At 44.4% G+C, this 20,712-nt stretch carries 13 protein-coding genes and 1 pseudogene; 13 read left to right on the forward strand and 1 reads right to left on the reverse strand.

Features of this window, described 5'->3' with window-relative positions; genetic code table 11:
* Nucleotides 1–219: 219 nt before the first annotated feature.
* The 8 genes from purL to ACEZ3G_RS16690 all read left to right on the forward strand — a co-directional run bounded on the left by purL (nucleotide 220) and on the right by ACEZ3G_RS16690 (nucleotide 13,969).
* Entirely contained in the window at nucleotides 220–3,888 is a 3,669-nt protein-coding gene (gene purL, locus ACEZ3G_RS16655; protein WP_432426656.1) for a phosphoribosylformylglycinamidine synthase, read from the forward strand.
* A 179-nt stretch (nucleotides 3,889–4,067) separates the two neighbouring features.
* Complete coding sequence (locus ACEZ3G_RS16660) at nucleotides 4,068–5,843, forward strand: AMP-dependent synthetase/ligase (protein ID WP_432426657.1); 1,776 nt, start codon at nucleotides 4,068–4,070, stop codon at nucleotides 5,841–5,843.
* 118 nt (nucleotides 5,844–5,961) lie between these two features.
* Nucleotides 5,962–6,408: a MarR family winged helix-turn-helix transcriptional regulator gene (locus tag ACEZ3G_RS16665; RefSeq protein ID WP_432426658.1), complete on the forward strand. Its 447-nt coding sequence runs from the start codon at nucleotides 5,962–5,964 to the stop codon at nucleotides 6,406–6,408.
* Between the two features lie 18 nt (nucleotides 6,409–6,426).
* Nucleotides 6,427–8,832, forward strand: coding sequence for a 3-hydroxyacyl-CoA dehydrogenase/enoyl-CoA hydratase family protein (locus tag ACEZ3G_RS16670; protein ID WP_432426659.1), 2,406 nt, complete (start codon nucleotides 6,427–6,429; stop codon nucleotides 8,830–8,832).
* A gap of 91 nt (nucleotides 8,833–8,923) precedes the next feature.
* The gene (locus ACEZ3G_RS16675) at nucleotides 8,924–10,114 is read left to right on the forward strand and encodes an acetyl-CoA C-acyltransferase (protein WP_432426660.1); all 1,191 of its coding nucleotides are present in this window, start codon (nucleotides 8,924–8,926) and stop codon (nucleotides 10,112–10,114) included.
* A gap of 36 nt (nucleotides 10,115–10,150) precedes the next feature.
* The gene (locus tag ACEZ3G_RS16680; protein ID WP_432426661.1) at nucleotides 10,151–10,393 is read left to right on the forward strand and encodes a four helix bundle protein; all 243 of its coding nucleotides are present in this window, start codon (nucleotides 10,151–10,153) and stop codon (nucleotides 10,391–10,393) included.
* A gap of 148 nt (nucleotides 10,394–10,541) precedes the next feature.
* The gene (locus ACEZ3G_RS16685; protein WP_432426662.1) at nucleotides 10,542–12,347 is read left to right on the forward strand and encodes an acyl-CoA dehydrogenase family protein; all 1,806 of its coding nucleotides are present in this window, start codon (nucleotides 10,542–10,544) and stop codon (nucleotides 12,345–12,347) included.
* Nucleotides 12,348–12,526: 179 nt separating this feature from the next.
* Nucleotides 12,527–13,969 carry a pyridoxal phosphate-dependent decarboxylase family protein gene (locus tag ACEZ3G_RS16690; RefSeq protein WP_432426663.1) on the forward strand — a complete coding sequence of 481 codons (1,443 nt, stop codon included), beginning with the start codon at nucleotides 12,527–12,529 and terminating at the stop codon, nucleotides 13,967–13,969.
* Nucleotides 13,970–14,002: 33 nt separating this feature from the next.
* On the opposite strand, the pseudogene ACEZ3G_RS16695 reads toward ACEZ3G_RS16690, so the two are convergent.
* Nucleotides 14,003–14,638: pseudogene (locus ACEZ3G_RS16695) on the reverse strand (glycoside hydrolase family 15 protein); the annotation flags it as partial.
* Nucleotides 14,639–14,830: 192 nt separating this feature from the next.
* Between ACEZ3G_RS16695 and ACEZ3G_RS16700 the strand changes: the two are divergent.
* The 5 genes from ACEZ3G_RS16700 (at nucleotide 14,831) to ACEZ3G_RS16720 (ending at nucleotide 20,494) form a co-directional block, all read left to right on the forward strand.
* A complete protein-coding gene (locus ACEZ3G_RS16700; RefSeq protein ID WP_432426664.1) occupies nucleotides 14,831–16,162 on the forward strand; it encodes a M28 family peptidase in 1,332 nt (443 codons plus the stop codon).
* Nucleotides 16,163–16,181: 19 nt separating this feature from the next.
* Nucleotides 16,182–17,027, forward strand: coding sequence for a polysaccharide deacetylase family protein (locus tag ACEZ3G_RS16705; protein WP_432426665.1), 846 nt, complete (start codon nucleotides 16,182–16,184; stop codon nucleotides 17,025–17,027).
* 4 nt (nucleotides 17,028–17,031) lie between these two features.
* Complete coding sequence (locus ACEZ3G_RS16710; protein ID WP_432426666.1) at nucleotides 17,032–18,654, forward strand: M1 family metallopeptidase; 1,623 nt, start codon at nucleotides 17,032–17,034, stop codon at nucleotides 18,652–18,654.
* A gap of 341 nt (nucleotides 18,655–18,995) precedes the next feature.
* Nucleotides 18,996–19,784, forward strand: a complete 789-nt coding sequence (locus tag ACEZ3G_RS16715; protein WP_432426667.1) for a hypothetical protein — start codon at nucleotides 18,996–18,998, stop codon at nucleotides 19,782–19,784.
* A 146-nt stretch (nucleotides 19,785–19,930) separates the two neighbouring features.
* Entirely contained in the window at nucleotides 19,931–20,494 is a 564-nt protein-coding gene (locus ACEZ3G_RS16720; RefSeq protein ID WP_432426668.1) for a hypothetical protein, read from the forward strand.
* The last annotated feature ends 218 nt before the right edge of the window (nucleotides 20,495–20,712 follow it).

The raw sequence follows: 20,712 nt of genomic DNA on the forward strand, positions 1-20,712 counted from the left end.
AAAACCTGATTTATGGAAACCTAATTTTGGGGCTTTTTTTATTTCTGTGAAATCCTATTTCGAAAAGGAAGCGATAAAGAAGGTATGTTATTTTCACAGTACGGTTTCCATTTAGATCATATCAACATGCTTGGTTAACAACTCCCCAATTTCGTCTATCAAAATCCAACTCAAAATCGTAAATTTGCACTTTCCAAAACCTAACAATTCATACTGTACATGATTCATTTTTTCGGGGATGCAGGCACCAGCGTTTATGCGGTACAAACGAAACAAGAACTTTCTCAAGAAAATACGGCCAAGCTCATGTGGTTGTTCGGCAACCGACCAAAAATAAACACGGCGTCAATTGACGCCTTTTTTATTGGTCCAAGGGCAGCCATGATTACTCCTTGGAGTACCAACGCTACCGAAATCACTCAAAATATGGGTATTTCAGGAATTCTTCGAATCGAGCAATTTCGTGCGGTATCTTCTGATTTCAGCGAATTCGACCCCATGCTTTCCCAAAAGTTCGCTTCGTTGAACCAGGATATTTTTAAAATAGATATAATACCCGAACCGATATTGGAAATCGATGATATCTCATCTTACAATCTACAGGAAGGACTGGCTTTAAGTGACGAAGAGGTCGCTTATTTGAAAGGTCTTTCCGAAAAAATAGGTCGCCCCTTGACCGACTCTGAAGTGTTCGGATTCAGTCAGGTCAATTCGGAACATTGCAGACATAAAATATTCAATGGCACCTTTGTTATCGACGGAAAAGAAATGCCATCGTCGTTGTTCAAACTCATCAAAAGAACGTCACAAGAGAACCCAAACGATATTGTTTCGGCCTATAAGGACAATGTGGCTTTTCTCAAAGGTCCAGACGTGGTACAGTTCGCGCCAAAAAGTGCCGACAAACCTGATTATTACGAAGAAAAAGAATTCGAATCAGTCATTTCTTTAAAAGCCGAGACACACAATTTCCCGACCACCGTTGAACCGTTCAACGGTGCTGCCACGGGTTCGGGAGGTGAAATTCGTGATCGTTTGGCCGGAGGCAAAGGCTCTTTGCCCTTGGCGGGAACCGCCGTTTATATGACCGCCTATTCGAGATTGGAACAAGACCGACCGTGGGAAATTGCCATGCCCGAACGCAAATGGCTCTATCAAACGCCTATGGATATTCTTACAAAAGCTTCCAATGGCGCATCCGATTTCGGCAATAAATTCGGGCAGCCTTTGATCGCCGGATCGGTGTTGACGTTCGAACATGATGAAGCTGGACGAAGATTGGGGTATGACAAGGTCATCATGCAGGCCGGAGGAATCGGCTATGGCAAATCAGCACAGGCCTTAAAGGAAACTCCGAATGAAGGTGATAAAATAGTAATTCTCGGCGGAGACAATTATCGCATCGGTATGGGCGGTGCTGCCGTTTCCAGTGCAGATACAGGTGAATTCAGTTCGGCCATCGAATTGAACGCGGTACAACGTTCGAACCCTGAAATGCAGAAACGCGCGGCCAATGCCATTCGTGGTATGGTCGAAAGTGAAGAAAATCCGATTGTCTCTATTCATGATCATGGCGCGGGAGGCCATCTCAATTGCCTTTCCGAACTGGTCGAAGATACAGGGGGCAAGATCGATTTGGACCAATTGCCCATTGGTGACCCCACCCTATCCGCCAAGGAAATTATCGGTAACGAATCGCAGGAGCGCATGGGGCTGGTCATCGGCCGAAAAGACATCGACCTACTGCAAAGAATAGCCGATCGCGAACGTTCGCCCATGTACCAGGTCGGAGATGTGACCGGCGACCATAAATTTACGTTCGAGTCGTCCAAAAATGGAGATAGACCCATGGATATGGAACTTGAGGACATGTTCGGCAGTTCTCCGAAGACCGTGTTGACCGATGAGACCGTTCAAAGAAATTATAAAGATCCGGATTATTCGCTGGAATTCTTCCATGACTATTTGGAACAGGTTTTACAGCTAGAGGCCGTGGCATGCAAAGATTGGCTCACCAACAAAGTGGACCGCTGTGTTGGCGGTCGCGTGGCCAAACAGCAATGTGCCGGTCCGTTACAGTTGCCCCTGAACAATTGCGGTGTCATGGCATTGGATTTCAAAGGGAAGGAAGGAATCGCCACCAGTATCGGCCACTCCCCTATTTCAGGGCTGATAGATCCCTCGGCAGGAAGCAAGAACAGCATTGCCGAAGCCTTGACGAACATTGTTTGGGCGCCATTGAAAGAAGGATTAAAATCCGTTTCGCTATCTGCCAACTGGATGTGGCCCTGCAAAAATCAAGGGGAAGACGCCAGATTATACGAAGCGGTGCAAGCGGTTTCTGATTTTGCCATTGCCTTGGGCATCAATGTGCCGACCGGTAAGGATTCCCTTTCGATGAAGCAGAAATATGAAGATGGTGAAGTCATTGCACCAGGAACGGTCGTGATTTCAGCGGCCGCACATTGCGATGATATCACCAAAGTCGTCGAACCGGTACTTAGAAAAGAGGGCGGAGCCATATATTATATAAATCTGTCAAAAGATAGTTATAAACTGGGGGGGTCTTCATTCGCACAGATTCGAAATTCTGTTGGAAATGAAGCTCCGACAGTTAAAAATCCCGAATATTTCAAGACCGCCTTCAATTCGGTTCAAGCGTTGATCAATAAAGAACAAATAGTTGCAGGTCATGATGTTGCCTCGGGTGGACTGATTACAACCCTTTTGGAAATGTGCTTCGCTGACAGTGATCTTGGAGCCGAATTGGATTTGTCCGATTTGGGGGAACCCGACACCATAAAACTATTGTTTTCCGAAAATGCCGGTATCGTTTTTCAGGCAAAAGACAACTTTGCCGTTGAAGAATTTTTGCAAAATGAAAAAATTGGCTTTAAAAAAATAGGTAGCGTAGTTTCAACACCCACATTGACCATCGAAAATAGCGGTATGGAGATGGGCTTGAACATTGATTCGTTAAGAGACGTTTGGTTCAAGACCTCCTATTTATTGGATGACAGACAGACCTCGAACGGTCTGGCCAAAGACCGTTTTGACAATTATAAAAACCAACCGTTACGGTATATTTTTCCAAAACATTTTGACGGTAGATTGTCGGATCGACCACAGTCGAGACCCAAAGCGGCCATCCTGCGAGAAAAAGGAAGCAATTCTGAACGTGAAATGGCAAATGCCATGTACCTTGCCGGTTTCGATGTAAAGGATGTGCACATGACCGATTTGATCTCGGGCCGAGAAACGTTGGAGGATATTCAATTTTTAGGTGCCGTTGGTGGTTTTTCCAATTCAGATGTTCTGGGAAGCGCCAAAGGCTGGGCCGGTGCCATCAAGTACAATGAAAAGGCAAAAAAAGTCATCGACGATTTCTTTGCGCGGCCCGATACGCTATCAATAGGCATCTGCAACGGTTGCCAGTTGTTCATGGAACTTGATCTTATCAATCCCGAGCACGGCGGGCGACACGGTAAAATGACCTATAACGATTCGCACAAACATGAAAGCAACTTTACTTCGGTGAAAATCCAGAAGAACAATTCGGTTATGCTTTCTTCGTTGGAAGGGACCACCCTGGGCGTTTGGATCTCCCATGGTGAGGGCAAGTTCAGCCTACCGCTTTCCGAAGACGACTACGATATCGTCGCCAAATACGGTTACGAAACATATCCGGCCAATCCGAACGGCAGTGATTTCAACACGGCCATGTTATGCGATAGAACAGGAAGGCATTTGGTGACCATGCCACATATAGAACGCTCCATCTTTCCTTGGAACTGGGCCTATTATCCGAACGACAGAAACGACAAGGTTTCGCCATGGTTAGAAGCTTTTGTAAAGGCCCGGGAGTGGGTCGAACGGAACAGCGGGTAACCGCGCTGTCAACAAATATTGGGCTAACGATCAAACCAATGATGCCATTTCGCGGCAAAGGCGTTGTTTTGAACACTATTAATTGTTGATTTCTCAACAATTGTTAGCGTATTTTGTAAAAGCTATTTTAGAATCCCGCTTCCTTTTCCTATTTTGCAATAACCTATCAGAAACTAACTATGCAAAAAGTAACTAGGTTATTCGATTTTCCGTTCCATCAACTTGAAAACCATCCACTAGATAAATGTTTTGTCACCAAATATGATGGAAAGTGGGTATCCACATCGACCAAGGAGTACATCGCCAAGGCGAACACAATCAGTAGGGCGCTATTGCGCATGGGCGTTCAAGTAGATGATAAGATCGCCTTGATCTCATCGACAAACCGCACCGAATGGAATATTATGGATATCGGTATACTTCAGATAGGTGCCCAGACCGTACCAATATATCCGACGATCTCTGAGGATGATTACGAATATATCGTCAACCATTCAGAGTCAAAGTATATTTTCGTTTCCTGTGACGAAGTCTTGCAAAAAGTATTAAAGGTCAAGAATAAATTAATGACCGTAAAAGAGGTGTATTCCTTTGACCAATTAAGCGATTGCAACAACTGGCAAGAAGTTGTCAAATTGGGCGAAGACGAATCGAACCAGAACGAAGTAGAGAAAAGAAAAGACCAGGTCAGACCTGAAAACCTGGCAACCATTATCTATACCTCGGGTACCACCGGAAGACCAAAAGGCGTTATGCTTTCGCACCACAATATTGTTTCGAACGTACTTTCTGCAAAAAACAGATTGCCCCTTAAACCCGGTGACAAGGTATTGAGCTTTCTACCTATCTGTCATATTTTCGAACGCACCTTTTCTTACGCCTATCAATATCTTTGCTATGAAATTCATTTTGCCGAAGGGTTGGACAAAATCAGCGAGAACATAAAAGAAGTAAAGCCTGCGGCGATGACCGTGGTACCCAGATTGGTAGAAAAGGTTTATGATGCCATTATTGCAAAAGGGGCAAATCTAACGGGAATAAAGAAGAAACTTTTTTATTGGGCGGTGGAATTGGGCTTGAAATTCGAACCTTATGGAAAAAATGGTTGGTGGTATGAAAAAAAATTGGCCTTTGCCCGAAAGCTTATTTTTAGCAAATGGCAAGAAGCTCTGGGAGGTAATCTCAAAATGATGGCATCGGGCAGTGCCGCCCTGCAACCTAGACTCGGTCACGTTTTTGGCGCGGCAGGTATGCCGATCATGGAATGCTACGGCCTTACCGAAACCTCCCCTGGCATTTCGGTAAGCGAAATGAGGAACTTTGGTTGGAAAATCGGTAAGGTCGGCAAAATATTGGATGGTGTGGATGTCAAGATTGCCGAGGACGGCGAAATCTTGTGCAAGGGTCCCAATGTGATGATGGGTTATTACAAAGACCCCGAAAAAACGGCCGAGGTAATGACAGGAGATTACTTTCATACCGGTGACATCGGTGAAATCGATGAAGACGGATTTTTGATGATCACTGACCGCAAGAAGGAAATGTTCAAGACCTCAGGTGGAAAATATGTGGCGCCCCAATTATTGGAAAACACCATGAAAGAATCCCGCTTCATAGAACAGGCCATGGTCGTCGGTGAAGGCGAAAAAATGCCCGCGGCATTGATTCAGCCTAATTTTGACTTTTTACAGGAGTGGGCAAAAAGACATGGCCTATCCGAAATTGAAAGAAGCGAACTTTTGAGCAATACCATGGTGCTGGCACGCTACCAAGAAGAAGTCGATAAGTCAAATGAAAGTTTTGCCAAATGGGAAAAGGTAAAACAGTTTCGGCTTACGCCCGATGCGTGGACGGTCGAGGGAGGCCATCTTACCCCGACGATGAAACTCAAGCGTAAAGCCATTAAAGAAAAATATATCGAACTCTACAACCAGATCTACGAGCGTACTTTTTAGGTGCCTGTCGAAAGTCGTAGTCAGTACCTGCGATAACTTGGACTAAAAATCTTTTTTTTATTATATTTATTATGCATGCATAATAAATTTTTATATCTTTGGTTTCCTATCGTTTTTTATGAAAGAGATTACCGTAGACTACGCTTTGCGCGAAACATGGCTTGCAGTTTCAAAAATGTACAATGAAGAAGCCAAAAGATACGACAGCACCATGGCAACGGGGTTTACGTTGTTGAGCATCGACCCTAAAAAAGGTACCCCTTCAACATCGTTGGGGCCCAAAATGGGAATGGAGGCCACAAGCCTCTCAAGAATTCTGAAAAATATGGAGAAAAAGGGATTGATCCAACGCAAACCTAATCCTGAAGATGGTAGGGGGGTATTGATACATTTGACCGAGTTTGGGCTCGAAAAACGACAACTCTCAAAAAATGCAGTGTTAAAGTTCAACGAAGAACTTCGCGAAAGCATTCAAGAAGAGAAAATGAAGCACTTTTTCGAAGTCACCCAAAATATCATGAAACTCATTTCGGAAAAGAACATATTCGAAAAAACATCTATTTAACAAACGAACGAATAACCTATGCGCAGACATATAAATAAGGTAGCCGTAATCGGGTCTGGAATCATGGGCAGCGGTATCGCCTGCCATTTTGCCAATATCGGTGTAGAAGTATTACTCCTTGATATTGTTCCAAGAGAACTCAATGACAAGGAAAAAGCCAAGGGATTGACCTTGAATGACAAGGTGGTCCGCAATAGGTTGGTCAACGATTCTTTGGCAGCCGCCCTAAAATCAAAGCCCTCTCCTATTTACCATCAAAAATTTGCGGATCGGATCGTTACCGGAAATTTGGAAGACGATATCGCCAAGGTGGCCAAAGTCGATTGGATCATCGAGGTGGTCGTCGAGCGCCTGGATATCAAAAAACAAGTCTTCGAGAATTTAGAAAAACATCGTACCCCGGGCACACTGATTACTTCGAACACTTCAGGTATCCCGATTAAATTCATGTCTGAAGGTAGAAGCGATGATTTCCAAAAACATTTCTGCGGAACACACTTTTTCAATCCCGCCCGCTATTTGAAGCTTTTTGAAATTATTCCCGGGCCTAAGACCTCACAAGAAGTATTGGATTTTTTGAACGGTTATGGCGAAAAGTTTTTGGGCAAAACTTCTGTCGTTGCTAAAGATACGCCCGCATTCATCGGAAATCGAATCGGAATTTTCAGCATTCAGAGCCTTTTTCATGCGGTCAAGGATTTAGGAATGACCGTCGAGGAAGTCGACAAATTGACCGGTCCGGTAATAGGCCGCCCAAAATCGGCAACCTTCAGAACGGTCGATGTGGTCGGTTTGGATACTTTGGTACATGTGGCCAATGGGATCTCGGAAAATTGTAAGGACGATGAACGTCACGAACTCTTCGCCCTGCCCGACTTCATTTCGACCATGATGGATAACAAATGGCTGGGCAGCAAGACCGAACAAGGTTTCTATAAAAAAACAAAGGATGATAAAGGTCAGACCGAAATCCTTACTTTGGATTTGGACACGATGGACTATCGTTCCAAAAAGAGCGCGAAATTCGCCACTTTAGAATTGACCAAGACCATCGACAAGGTTATTGACCGTTTCGCCGTTTTGACGGATGGAAAGGACAAGGCCGGTGAATTCTACCGCAAAAGTTTCGGGCAATTGTTTGCGTATGTCTCGCATCGTATTCCAGAAATAACCGATGAACTATATAAAATCGATGATGCCATGAAGGCAGGTTTCGGTTGGGAGCATGGGCCTTTCCAGATATGGGACGCGGTCGGACTTGAAAAAGGATTGGAATTCATCAAGGCCGAAGGACAAGAAGCCGCCGCATGGGTTGCTGAAATGCAGGCAGCCGGAAACGATTCCTTCTACACCGTAAAAGATGGGGCTACCTATTTTTACGACATTCCGAAGAAATCGATGGAAAAAGTCCCCGGCCAAGATGCCTTTATCATTTTGGACAATATCCGTAAATCGAACGAAGTGTTCAAGAATAGCGGCGTCGTCATAGAAGATTTGGGCGATGGAATTTTGAACGTGGAGTTCCAGTCGAAAATGAACACCATCGGCGGCGATGTGTTGGCCGGGTTGAACAAAGGAATCGATCTCGCCGAAAAAGACTTTCAGGGATTGGTGGTCGGCAACCAAGGAGCCAATTTTTCGGTAGGTGCCAATATCGGCATGATATTCATGATGGCCGTCGAACAAGAATACGACGAATTGAATATGGCCATCAAAATGTTCCAAGATACGATGATGCGCATGCGATATTCGTCGATTCCGACGATTTCCGCTCCCCATGGCATGACCCTCGGTGGGGGCTGCGAACTCTCCATGCATGCAGACAAAGTCGTGGCAGCGGCCGAAACTTATATCGGTCTCGTTGAATTCGGCGTGGGTGTCATTCCCGGTGGTGGAGGCTCCAAGGAATTTGCGCTCCGTGCACAAGATACCTTCAGAAAAGGTGATGTAGAATTGAACGTTCTGCAAGAGTATTTCCTGACCATCGGTATGGCAAAAGTATCGACCTCGGCCTATGAAGCCTATGACCTTGGCATTCTTCAACACGGAAAAGATATCGTGGTCGTCAATAAAGACCGACAGATCGCAACGGCCAAAGCACATGCAAAACTGATGGCCGAAGCGGGTTATACGAAACCTCCCAAAAGAAAGGACGTCAAAGTACTGGGAAAACAGGCGCTCGGAATGTTCTTGGTCGGAACGGATGCCATGGAAGCAAGCCACTATATCAGCGAACACGACAAAAAGATAGCGAACAAATTGGCCTACGTCATGGCAGGTGGTGACCTTTCGGAACCCACATTGGTCAGCGAGCAATATCTGTTAGATCTAGAAAGGGAAGCATTCCTTTCCTTATGTACCGAAAAAAAGACATTGGAACGAATTCAGCATATGTTGAAAACGGGCAAGCCTTTGCGCAATTAATTACGTAGCTATTGGCCTATAGCATTTAGCTTATGGCTAACTGAAATTTAAGCAAGAATGGCCAAGAGCCAAAACCGAAAAGCAAAAATTAATGAGAACAGCATATATAGTAAAAGGATATCGAACCGCCGTCGGAAAAGCCCCAAAAGGCGTATTTCGATTCAAGAGAACGGATGAACTTGCCGCAGAGACCATCGAACACATGATGAAAGAACTACCCGATTTTGACAAAAAACGGATCGATGACGTCATGGTAGGCAATGCCATGCCCGAAGGATCACAAGGCCTCAATATGGCACGGCTTATCTCTCTTATGGGCCTTGACATTGTAGATGTGCCCGGGGTCACCGTCAACCGTTTTTGCTCCTCGGGATTAGAGACTATCGGCATGGCCTCGGCCAAGATACAGTTTGGTATGGCCGACTGCATTATCGCAGGGGGTGCCGAAAGTATGAGTTCGGTACCTATGACAGGCTTTAAGACCGAACTGAACTATGACCTGGCCAAATCGGGCCATGAGGATTATTATTGGGGCATGGGCAACACCGCCGAAGCAGTCGCCAACGAATTCAATGTGTCGCGCGAAGATCAAGATAAATTCGCTTACGAATCGCATCAAAAGGCCCTCAGGGCACAAGCAGAAGATCGGTTTCAAGATCAGATCGTACCCATCGAAGTGGAACAGACCTATGTCGACGGCAACGGAAAAAAAGCGACCAAGAACTATACGGTGACCAAAGACGAAGGCCCCCGAAAAGACACATCATTGGAGGCACTTGGCAGATTAAGGCCGGTATTCGCCGCCAACGGTTCGGTCACGGCCGGAAATTCCTCACAGACCAGCGATGGTGCCGCTTTTGTATTGATCATGAGCGAAGACATGGTCAAGGAACTGAACCTAAAGCCCATTGCCCGCTTGGTCAACTATGCAGTGGCAGGAGTACCGCCAAGGATCATGGGAATCGGACCCGTTGCGGCCGTACCAAAAGCGCTGAAACAAGCCGGATTGAAACAAGATGACATTGAATTGATAGAACTCAATGAAGCCTTTGCTTCACAATCGTTGGCCGTTATACGCGAACTAGATCTTGACCACAACATTGTAAACGTCAATGGAGGGGCCATCGCATTGGGCCATCCGCTGGGATGTACCGGAGCCAAACTTTCGGTACAATTGTTCGATGAGATGCGCAAACGGAACATGCAGGGCAAATACGGTATGGTCACCATGTGCGTGGGTACAGGGCAAGGCGCTGCGGGAATATTTGAGTTTCTCAATTGAGAATTTTGAATGATGGATTTTGAATGTTGAACTACGGTGAAGAAAGACAATTTAATATTAGAAAAGACTTGTGAATTTTCGCTTTCTTTTATTGAACTGTACAAAGAGCTGAATTTTAAAAAAGAATACATTCTATCCAAACAATTATTAAGTAGTGGAACTAGCGTAGGGGCCAATGTTCATGAGGCGACCGCGGCTCAATCTAAAAAAGATTTTACCCATAAAATGTCCATAGCCTCAAAAGAGGCCAGGGAAACAAAATATTGGCTCAAACTTTAAAGCATTTCAAACTAGTAGATACAGATAGCACAAATGAGCTAGAAGAAGTTGAATCCATCATGAATATCAAAACAAAAATTGTAAAGACTTCTCAGGAAAAATTATGAAATCCAACATTTAAAATTTAGAATTCAAAATCATCAAAAAGATGGAAGCAAAAGAAAAAGATATCCTCCGCGGTGGTCAATTCCTCGTAAAGGAAACCAAATGTGAAGACATATTCACTTTGGAAGACTTGTCGGAAGAGCAAAAAATGATGCGCGACAGTACCAAAGAATTTGTTGACCGCGAACTTTGGGCGCACTGGGAGCGCTTTGAGAAAAAAGATTACGCGTACACTGAAGAATGCATGCGCAAGGCCGGCGAACTCGGGTTATTGAGCGTAGCCGTACCCGAGGCCTATGGTGGCATGGGCATGGGCTTTGTATCGACCATGTTGGTGTGTGACTATATTTCGGGCGCTACAGGTTCGTTCAGCACGGCTTTCGGTGCCCATACGGGAATCGGAACCATGCCGATAACCCTTTACGGTACCGAAGAACAAAAACAAAAATATGTCCCCAAATTGGCTTCGGGCGAATGGTTCGGTGCCTATTGCTTGACAGAACCGGGAGCTGGATCCGACGCGAATTCGGGAAAGACGAAGGCCGTGCTGTCCGATGATGGAAAATACTATAGTATTTCAGGACAAAAAATGTGGATTTCCAATGCAGGTTTCTGCAATATGTTCATCGTTTTTGCCAGAATCGAAGATGACAAGAACATCACCGGGTTTATCGTAGAGAACGACCCTGAAAATGGAATTTCCCTAGGGGACGAGGAAAAAAAGCTCGGTATTCACTCCTCCTCCACCCGACAAGTATTTTTCAGCGACACCAAGGTGCCGGTCGAGAATATGCTTTCGGAACGTGGCAATGGCTTCAAAATTGCAATGAATGCCTTGAACATAGGTCGCATCAAACTAGCGGCTGCATGTTTGGAAGCACAACGCCGCGTTATTAACGAGGCCGTAAAATATGCCAATGAACGTATTCAGTTCAAGACCCCTATCATGAACTTTGGGGCCATAAAGGCAAAAGTTGCCAACATGGCCACGAATGCCTATGCGGGAGATTCTGCATGCTATAGGGCGGCAAAAAACATTGAGGACCGAATAGCGATCCGCGAAGCGGCCGGCAATTCGCACCAAGAGGCCGAACTCAAAGGGGTCGAAGAATATGCCATTGAATGCTCCATACTCAAGGTTGCCGTTTCAGAAGATGTTCAGCATACCACTGATGAAGGCCTACAGATTTTCGGAGGTATGGGCTTTAGTGCCGAAGCCCCTATGGAAAAGGCCTGGCGCGATGCAAGAATAGCACGTATCTATGAGGGCACCAACGAGATCAACAGAATGTTGTCTGTTGGTATGCTCATCAAAAAAGCCATGAAAGGCCATGTAGACCTTTTAGGGCCTGCCACCGCCGTAGGCGAAGAATTGATGGGGATACCTTCATTCGATGCACCCGACTTTTCACAATTGTTCGCTGAGGAAAAAGATCTAATCGCCCGACTCAAAAAGGTTCTCCTGATGGTCGCCGGTAGTGCCGTTCAAAAATTCGGTCCTGAACTTGAAAAACACCAACAGTTGATGTTGGCCGCGGCCGATATTTTGATTGAAATCTATATGGCGGAAAGCACCATCCTTAGAACTGAAAAAAATGCAAAACGTTTCGGGGAAGAAGCCCAAGCCACCCAAATAGCAATGGCCAAGCTGTATCTCTACAATGCGACCGAAACCATTATTCAAAAAGGCAAGGAAGGCATCGTTTCCTTTGCCGAAGGTGATGAACAGCGCATGATGCTCATGGGTCTAAAACGTTTCACAAAGTATACCAATAACCCGAACGTAGCCGCTTTGCGAACCCAAATTGCGGACAAAGTGGCTGCTGACAACGGTTACACCTTTGACTAATTCAGATTATCACTTCAGAAACAGAAGTAAAGAACCGTTCCAATTTGGAGCGGTTTTTTTTATGTGCACCTGACAAAAAGGTTATGAAATTCGAGGCCGTAAATGCCGGGACAATTAAGTTTTAACGACAAATCAAAAATCAAGTTGTCACAAATGAAAATACCGATTACATTTATCATATGGACACAAGCCTTCTTAAAAAAGCCTATTCCCCGGAAGCGTTCAGGGAGCAAGGCCATCGATTGGTCGATCTACTGGCCGATCATTTAACGGACACCTCTAGTGGTAAGTCAAATAAAACGATTGCATGGAACCTTCCCGAAAAGGAACATGAATACTGGGCCGATTTTCTGGAAAATGGTAATGAGCAAAACTTTTTTCAAACAGTTATCGCGCGTACCACACACGTCCATAATCCCAAGTACATGGGGCATCAGGTGGCACCGACCGCCCCCATGGCCGCGCTTGCGGGCTTACTAAGTTCTTTTCTGAACAACGGCATGGCCGTCTATGAAATGGGTATGTCAAGCTCGGCCATTGAGAGGATCGTGACCGATCTGCTTTGCAAAAAAATAGGTTTTACGACGAGCGCTAGGGGCTTTTTGACCTCTGGTGGCACCCTTGCCAATCTTACCGCCCTACTTTCGGCAAGAAAGGCCCAAGTCGAACATGACGTCTGGATCAGTGGCCATGGCGAACCACTGGGCGTCATGGTCAGTGAAGAGGCGCACTACTGTGTTGATCGTGCGGCAAGGATCATGGGACTGGGCGAGCAAGGAATCATTAAAGTTCCGGTTAAAACCGATTATTCGATGGACACTTCAAAGCTTGAAGCGTGTTATCAAAAAGCCGTGGAAGATGGAATCCGTATTTTTGCCATTGTAGGAAGTGCCCCTTCGACCGCAACGGGCATTTATGATGATCTCGACGAGATTGCGAAATTTGCCCAAAAACATGGCCTGTGGTTCCATGTTGATGGCGCCCACGGCGGAGCGGCCATTTTTTCAAAAAAATACAGTTCTACCGTAAAGGGAATCGAATGCGCCGACTCCGTTGTCATAGACGGTCACAAAATGATGATGATGCCCATAATCACCACGGCATTGCTCTTCAAAAACGGCGGTCATTCGCACACGACCTTCAGTCAGAAGGCCGATTATTTATTGGAGCAAGCGGAAGGCGAAGATTGGTATAATTTGGCCAAGCGCACCTTTGAATGTACCAAAACAATGATGAGCCTCTATTGGTTTATCCTATTCAAAACGTACGGTAATGCCATTTTTGATGAATACGTGACCCATCAATACGATCTTGGCCAACGGTTCGGGAAAATCATACAAGAAAATCCCGATTTCGAATTGGCGGTACCCCCGGCATCTAATATTGTTTGCTTTCGATATATCACGGACAGTTTGAGCGATGACGAACTAAATATCCTAAATAAAACCATTCGCAAAGCATTGTTGGAAGATGGCGAGTTTTATATGGTACAGACCACGCTAAAGGGAATACACTATTTACGGTGCACGATAATGAATCCGTTTACGACGGAAGTGCATTTGGCACAACTGCTCCAAAAAATCAAAAAGACGGCGAAAGAAATTGAGCTTTCCAGGGTGTAATCATCCCCCTTAATCCCGAACCGTTCGTTAAAATCATTCCCGCATGGATTCCAAAATTGTTTCTTCGGTCTCTTTGTTCGAAAAGTTTACCGCACATTCGATAAGGGCAAGATGCGAATATGCCTGAGGAAAATTACCCAACAGTCTTTTACTTTTGAAATCAATGTCTTCGCTAAACAAGCCCAAATGGTTGCTATAACCCATCATTCGGTCGAAATGGCGCATTGCTTTTTCTTCCTCGCCGATTTTGAAAAGGCTGTTGATGAACCAAAAGGTGCAGATCGTGAACGAAGAAGATGGTAGTCCGAAATCGTCCTCGTTCTTGTAGCGATACAGCAATCCGTCATTGCTCAATTCCTTCTCAATGGCCCTGACCGTACTTATGAACTTTGGGTCTTTGGCATTAATAAATCCGTAAGATTCCATAAGTAATACAGAAGCATCCAGGTGCTGCGAACCATAAGACAGTACAAAAGCGTTCACTTCGGGGTTCCAGGCATTCTCATGGATATCTTCGCGGATCTCTTGTTCAAGTGCCGCCCATTTTTCAAGTTTCCGGGTCTTCTTGAGGATACGGGCTATTTTTATCGCTCGATCTATGGCCACCCAACACAGTACCTTTGAGAAAGTAAAATGCCTGTCCTCGGTACGGAATTCCCAAATGCCTTTCCTTTAGATCATTATCCCCTCCTAATCTCCCCAAAGGGGAGGGATTGCGACGAATTGCATGCTCCCCTCCTTTGGAGGGGTTGGGTGAGAACAACATAGGCCAACTTACATTCGGTTCCAAATCCTTCCCCTTTACGTGATAGTAGTTTAATTTTTAATACATTGTCAAGGCTAAATCGAATACAATTAAAAATGAGAAAATTACTTTTTTCAGGTTTTATGACCTTTTCCCTCTTTCTATCCGCGCAGACCGATCCACGTATCTATGATATCATCGGGGCCGTTTCAAAAGAACGCATCAAGGCCGATGTGACCAAGCTTGCCAATTTCGGCACGCGACATACGCTCAGCGATACGGTATCGCAGACACGGGGCATAGGTGCCGCCAGACGATGGATAAAATCGGAGTTCGAAAAAACATCGGCCGCCTGCAACGGTTGTTTGGATGTTTTCTATCAAAAAGACCTGGTCAAAAAAGGGGAAAACGAACGCATTGTACATGATGTTTGGGTGGTCAATGTGGTAGCCGTACAGAAAGGTACCAAATACCCGAATCGCTATATCATTATGAGCGGTGATATCGATTCACGGGTCAGCGATCCTACCAATTTTACCGATGATTCACCCGGTGCCAACGACAATGCCAGCGGAATGGCGGGCACTTTGGAAGCCGCCCGGGTACTTTCAAAGTACCAATTCGAGAACAGCATCATCTATGTGGGCTTATCGGGAGAGGAACAAGGACTTTTCGGGGGCAAGGGCCTTGCCGCCCATGCCAAGGCAAAAGGATGGGAAATCATCGGTATTCTCAACAACGACATGATCGGAAACATTACGGGAGTCGATGGCATTGTCAGCAATGTCGATTTTCGGATCTTCTCGGAACCCGTCCCTCCTACCGAAACGGAAAAAGAACGAAACGCCCGTCGCTTCTATGGCGGCGAGGTCGATGGCATTTCGCGACAGCTCGCCCGCTATGTGCATAAGACCACCAAAAAATATATGCCCGAAATGAACCCGATGATGGTCTACCGTCTCGATCGTTTTGGCCGTGGCGGACACCACCGTCCGTTTAACGATGCGGGTTATGCCGGAATTCGTATCATGGAAGCCCATGAAAACTATACCCAACAACATCAGGATATTCGAACCGAGGATGGAATTGCATACGGTGACGTTCTGGAACACGTAAATTTCGACTACGCCAGAAAACTGACCGCGGTCAATGCCATTAACCTGGCATCGCTGGCCTGGGCTCCTCCGGCACCGAAAGAGGTAAAGATCGGCGGTATCGTACAGCCTTCCGCAAAATTTCAATGGAGCAAAGTCGATGGGGCGAAAGGCTACAAAATCTATTGGCGCGATACGACTAGCCCAACATGGGACTACAGCCGCTATGTGGGCGATGTGACCGAATATACGCTGAACGGAATCGTAATCGACAATTATTTCTTTGGGATTTCAGCCGTTGGAAAAGACGGTTTTGAGAGTCCCGTAGTTTTTCCGAACGGAATTTTTAGGTAAACACCAAAGCGCTTTTAGCATGTACGAGTTTAGCAATGACAAGCTTCTGATGATCCATGCCGATGATGCGGGGTTGTCCACTTCAGAAAACCAAGCGACCATCGAGGCACTCCAAACAGGTTCGGTGACCTCTTACAGTTTAATGGTACCCTGCCCTTGGTTTTACGAAATGGCGCAATTTGCCCTGGCAAACCCAGAATTTGATTATGGCATTCATTTGACGTTGACCTGCGAATGGAAAAACTACAAATTCGGCCCTGTCCTATCCAAAGAACAGGTACCAAGTCTCGTGGACAAGAACGGCCATTTTCAAAAAAATAGGGCACTGTTTCAAGAAAAGGCTCGGGTCGAGGAAGCGGAAAAAGAACTATCGGCGCAAATCGAAAAAGCGTTGGACCTCGGACTCAAACCCAGCCATTTGGATTGCCACATGTATAGTGTGGCGACCAGTGCCGAATTGATTTCGGCGTACAAGAATTTGGGCAAAAAGTACGATCTTCCCGTACTTCTCAGTAAAGAGCTGATGGCATTTGTGGGGTTCGGGGCCGAAACCGCTTTGGAAGATGACGATTTGTTGGTCGACCATCTTTACGTTGGGGAATATCAATATTTTGAAAAAGGAAATCTAAAGAAATTTTACGGTGATATTCTGGACAATATGGAAGCGGGATTCAATATGATATTAATTCACCCCGCCTTCGATACCCACGAAATGAAAAGCATTACCGAAGACCATCCGAATTTTGGCTCGGAATGGCGCCAACAAGATTTTGAGTATTTTACGGGCCAAGAATGCAAATCTAAAATTAAGGAAAATGGCATACAACTTGTTTCCTGGAAGGATATCATGTCATATAAAACATAAAAAAATGACCAAATACCTATCGATAGTATTATTTTTTCTCTGCGGAATATCAGTAAAAGCCCAGCAATTTACCGAACAAGATACACTCAGGGGAAGTATTACCGGAGAACGCGCCTGGTGGGACCTAAACTACTACCATCTCGATATCGAGATCAAACCCGACGAAAAATATATCTCGGGATCGAACCTGGTACGGTACAAAGTCTTGAATTCGGCCCAAGTCATGCAGATCGACCTGCAACCGCCCCTGAAAATAGAAAAAGTCACCCAAGACGGCAAAGCGCTCGATTTTTCCTCAAAGACCAATGCACACTTCATCAAATTGGAAAAACCACAAAAAGTCGGGGATTTTAATGAAATCGTAATACACTATTCCGGCAATCCCAAAGAGGCCGTACGCGCCCCATGGGACGGCGGCTTTTCGTGGTCGAAAGATAAAAACGGTAAGCACTTCGTCGCTACTTCGTGCCAAGGTCTGGGCGCCAGCGTCTGGTGGCCCAATAAAGACCACATGTACGACGAGGTCGATAGTATGTTGATCAGTGTCAAGGTTCCGAAAGATTTGATGGACGTTTCGAACGGGCGTCTTCGCAAAATCGACGAAGCTACCGACAGCAAGACCTATCATTGGTTCGTGGCGAACCCCATCAACAATTACGGCGTCAATGTCAATATTGGCGACTACGTACATTTCGGAGAAAAATACCAGGGAGAACAAGGTCCATTGACCCTTGACTATTATGTATTACGGGACAATCTTGAAAAGGCCAAGGAACAGTTCAAACAGGCCCCGATGATGATGAAGGCCTTTGAACATTGGTTCGGCCCCTACCCTTTTTATAAAGACGGTTTTAAATTGGTTGAAGTGCCTTATTTGGGCATGGAACACCAAAGCTCGGTCACTTATGGCAACCAATACCAAAATGGCTATTTGGGCAACGACCTATCGAATACCGGCCAAGGACTCAAATTCGATTTTATCATCATACACGAATCGGGCCATGAATGGTTCGCCAATAACATTACCTATCGCGATATTGCCGATATGTGGGTCCATGAAGGCTTTACGGCCTACTCGGAAAACCTTTACCTCGATTATTACCATGGTTCAGAAGTGGCGGCCGATTATGTTATCGGTACCCGGGCGAACATTCAAAACGACCGGCCCATTATCGGGAAATACGGCGTAAACCATGGCGGGTCGGGCGATATGTATTATAAAGGGGCCAACATGCTGCACACCCTTCGACAATTGATCGATGATGACGAAAAATGGCGGCAGATCTTGCGCGGACTCAACAAAGATTTTTACCATCAGACCGTGACCACCCAACAAATCGAAAACTACATAAGCGAGAAATCGGGGATGGATCTTTCAAAGGTTTTCGACCAATACCTGCGTACGACGCAAATACCCGTATTTGAATACCAAATGGAAGATGGCAATGTCATCAAATACCGATGGAAGAACACAGTCGAAGGCTTTGCCATGCCGTTACGGGTTTTTGTAGACGGAAAACCGTTATGGCTTACCCCAACCACGGAATGGAAAACGGAAACCGCCGACCCCAATGCCACGACGTTTAAGGTCGACCGCAATTTTTATATCGATAAAAAGGAAAAATAGAAAAAATGCCAATAACGCCCTGCGATCGGCTCTTCTGGCCGGGGAGTTCGGTTTACACATGCTCATACGGACGCGTACCTTGAATTTGTTCTCCGAACGCAATTATCCAAAGACCACGATGATCTATACGCACGTTTCGACCGGCAGTTTGCAACGTATAACGAACCCTTTTGACAAATTGTAGGCCATTTCTTAATTTCGGCGCATGACTAGGATGGTTATGGCTGTAATATTTGGGTTTATTAGGAATGTGTGTTTTAATAAAACACACTAGTAGTCGACAATATTAGCAAAAAAGTGAAGAAACCCTACCACATATAAATAAGTTAGCTACAATTTGAATGAACATTAGAACTACTTTCATATTACTACTGACTTTAGTCTGCTTTGAATCCTTTTCTCAAAGCATTTTTTCTGCTTTACGTCACGACGACGCTATCGATTTAAGAACAGATTCTAAAGTAAAAGAACTTACAAAGACCACTGTTTTCTACAACAAAAGCGGAACTGAAACCAAAAAAGATATTATAGTTTTAAATAAGCTAAATAAAATCACATCTGAATTGAGATATGACGAAAATGGAAAATTAGAAACACGCCTTTCTCGGACTTTTGATTCTACTGGAATTAGAAGTTTACAAAGAAAAATTGAACGTTGGCATCCAGTTATTGGATATAGTTCCGAAACAGCTACTTACGAATACGATGAAAATGGTTTTATGATTAAAATAACAGACCGAAATCAAAACAACCAAATTATTAGAGAAACATTTCTAAAAAATAATGAAAATGGTCATCCAATAGAGTTAAAGCTGTATGCTGGAAATTCAAACTCTTATGGAACCGAAATTGCGGAATATAACTATCCGAATAATTTAGCAATTACAAAGGTTCTTGACGATAATGGAAAAATAATATCTGAAAGCAAACACAAAATTGACTTTTCAATTAAAGATTTAGATAATTCAGAATATGACGAAAACGGAAATTTAATAAAGTCAAAAAATTACGAATACGAATATAAATACGACAAGAATCTGAATTGGAAAAAGAAAGTTATTTACAAAGTAGTAAATGGCAAAAGAAAGAAATATCAGGTCTTGACAAGAAAAATAAAATATGAAAAATAAAAACTGTAGCTAACAATGTATAACCGCAATTACGGCGGATTCGACTACGTCCGAATCCACTCGGAATTGCTAACGCCAGTTCTTAACCGAAAATTAATGCATATTAACCCGTAACTGACGGTTATACGAGACCGTTGCCTACAATTATGAAAAAAATCCTGCTGACATTAATAATCTTAATTTCATTGACTGCTTGCGAATCGAAAAAAAGCAACTCAACTGAAAAAAATGTGGCGGAATCTGAAACACTAATCTTTGATTCAGAAACTGAATTAACTGAATTAGAGAAAGAAGAAAAATTAAGGACTAAAATTAACGACCAATATTTGGCTGAACTTTCCAAATGTTCCCAAAATGTAGATGCCGTAACTGACTTTAATGGAAAAACGGAATTTTGGCGGATTTGCGAAACCGATAATGGGAAAAGAATTATACAAATTGACTCGCACGAAGAAACAGTTCTTTACGAAGAAGTTTATTACGAACAAAACGGAGAACTTATTTATGCGGAGGAATCAATAAAATATATGCCAATTAACCATTACACTCTGCAACCTTGGACTTGCCAATTTTACGCAGAAAATGGAAAATTAGTTTCATTAATGTCATTGGGACACGGAAAAACAGAAGATGACGAATGGAATCCTGAAATAATATTTGAAATGCATAAAAACAGAATAGCGGAATTGAATAAAATCGAGAATGAATAAAAATAACTGTAGGCAACACCGGCTATAGTTCATTGCGGCGGAATTTCCTAATCGGAAATTCCCAGTGTGTTTGCTATCTTTGGTTTAAGGCGGAATAGTTCTGCCGAACCATTCCGCAACGCAATCTTAGGTACTGTGTAAAAAAACAAGCTTTTTCCTTAAAATTTTAGGAAACAAGTTGATCTATCAAGTTGTTATCCTGTGCAGCAATAGCTTCA

This window comes from Meishania litoralis, from assembly GCF_042611095.1.
GTDB classification, from domain to species: Bacteria; Bacteroidota; Bacteroidia; order Flavobacteriales; family Flavobacteriaceae; genus Meishania; species Meishania litoralis.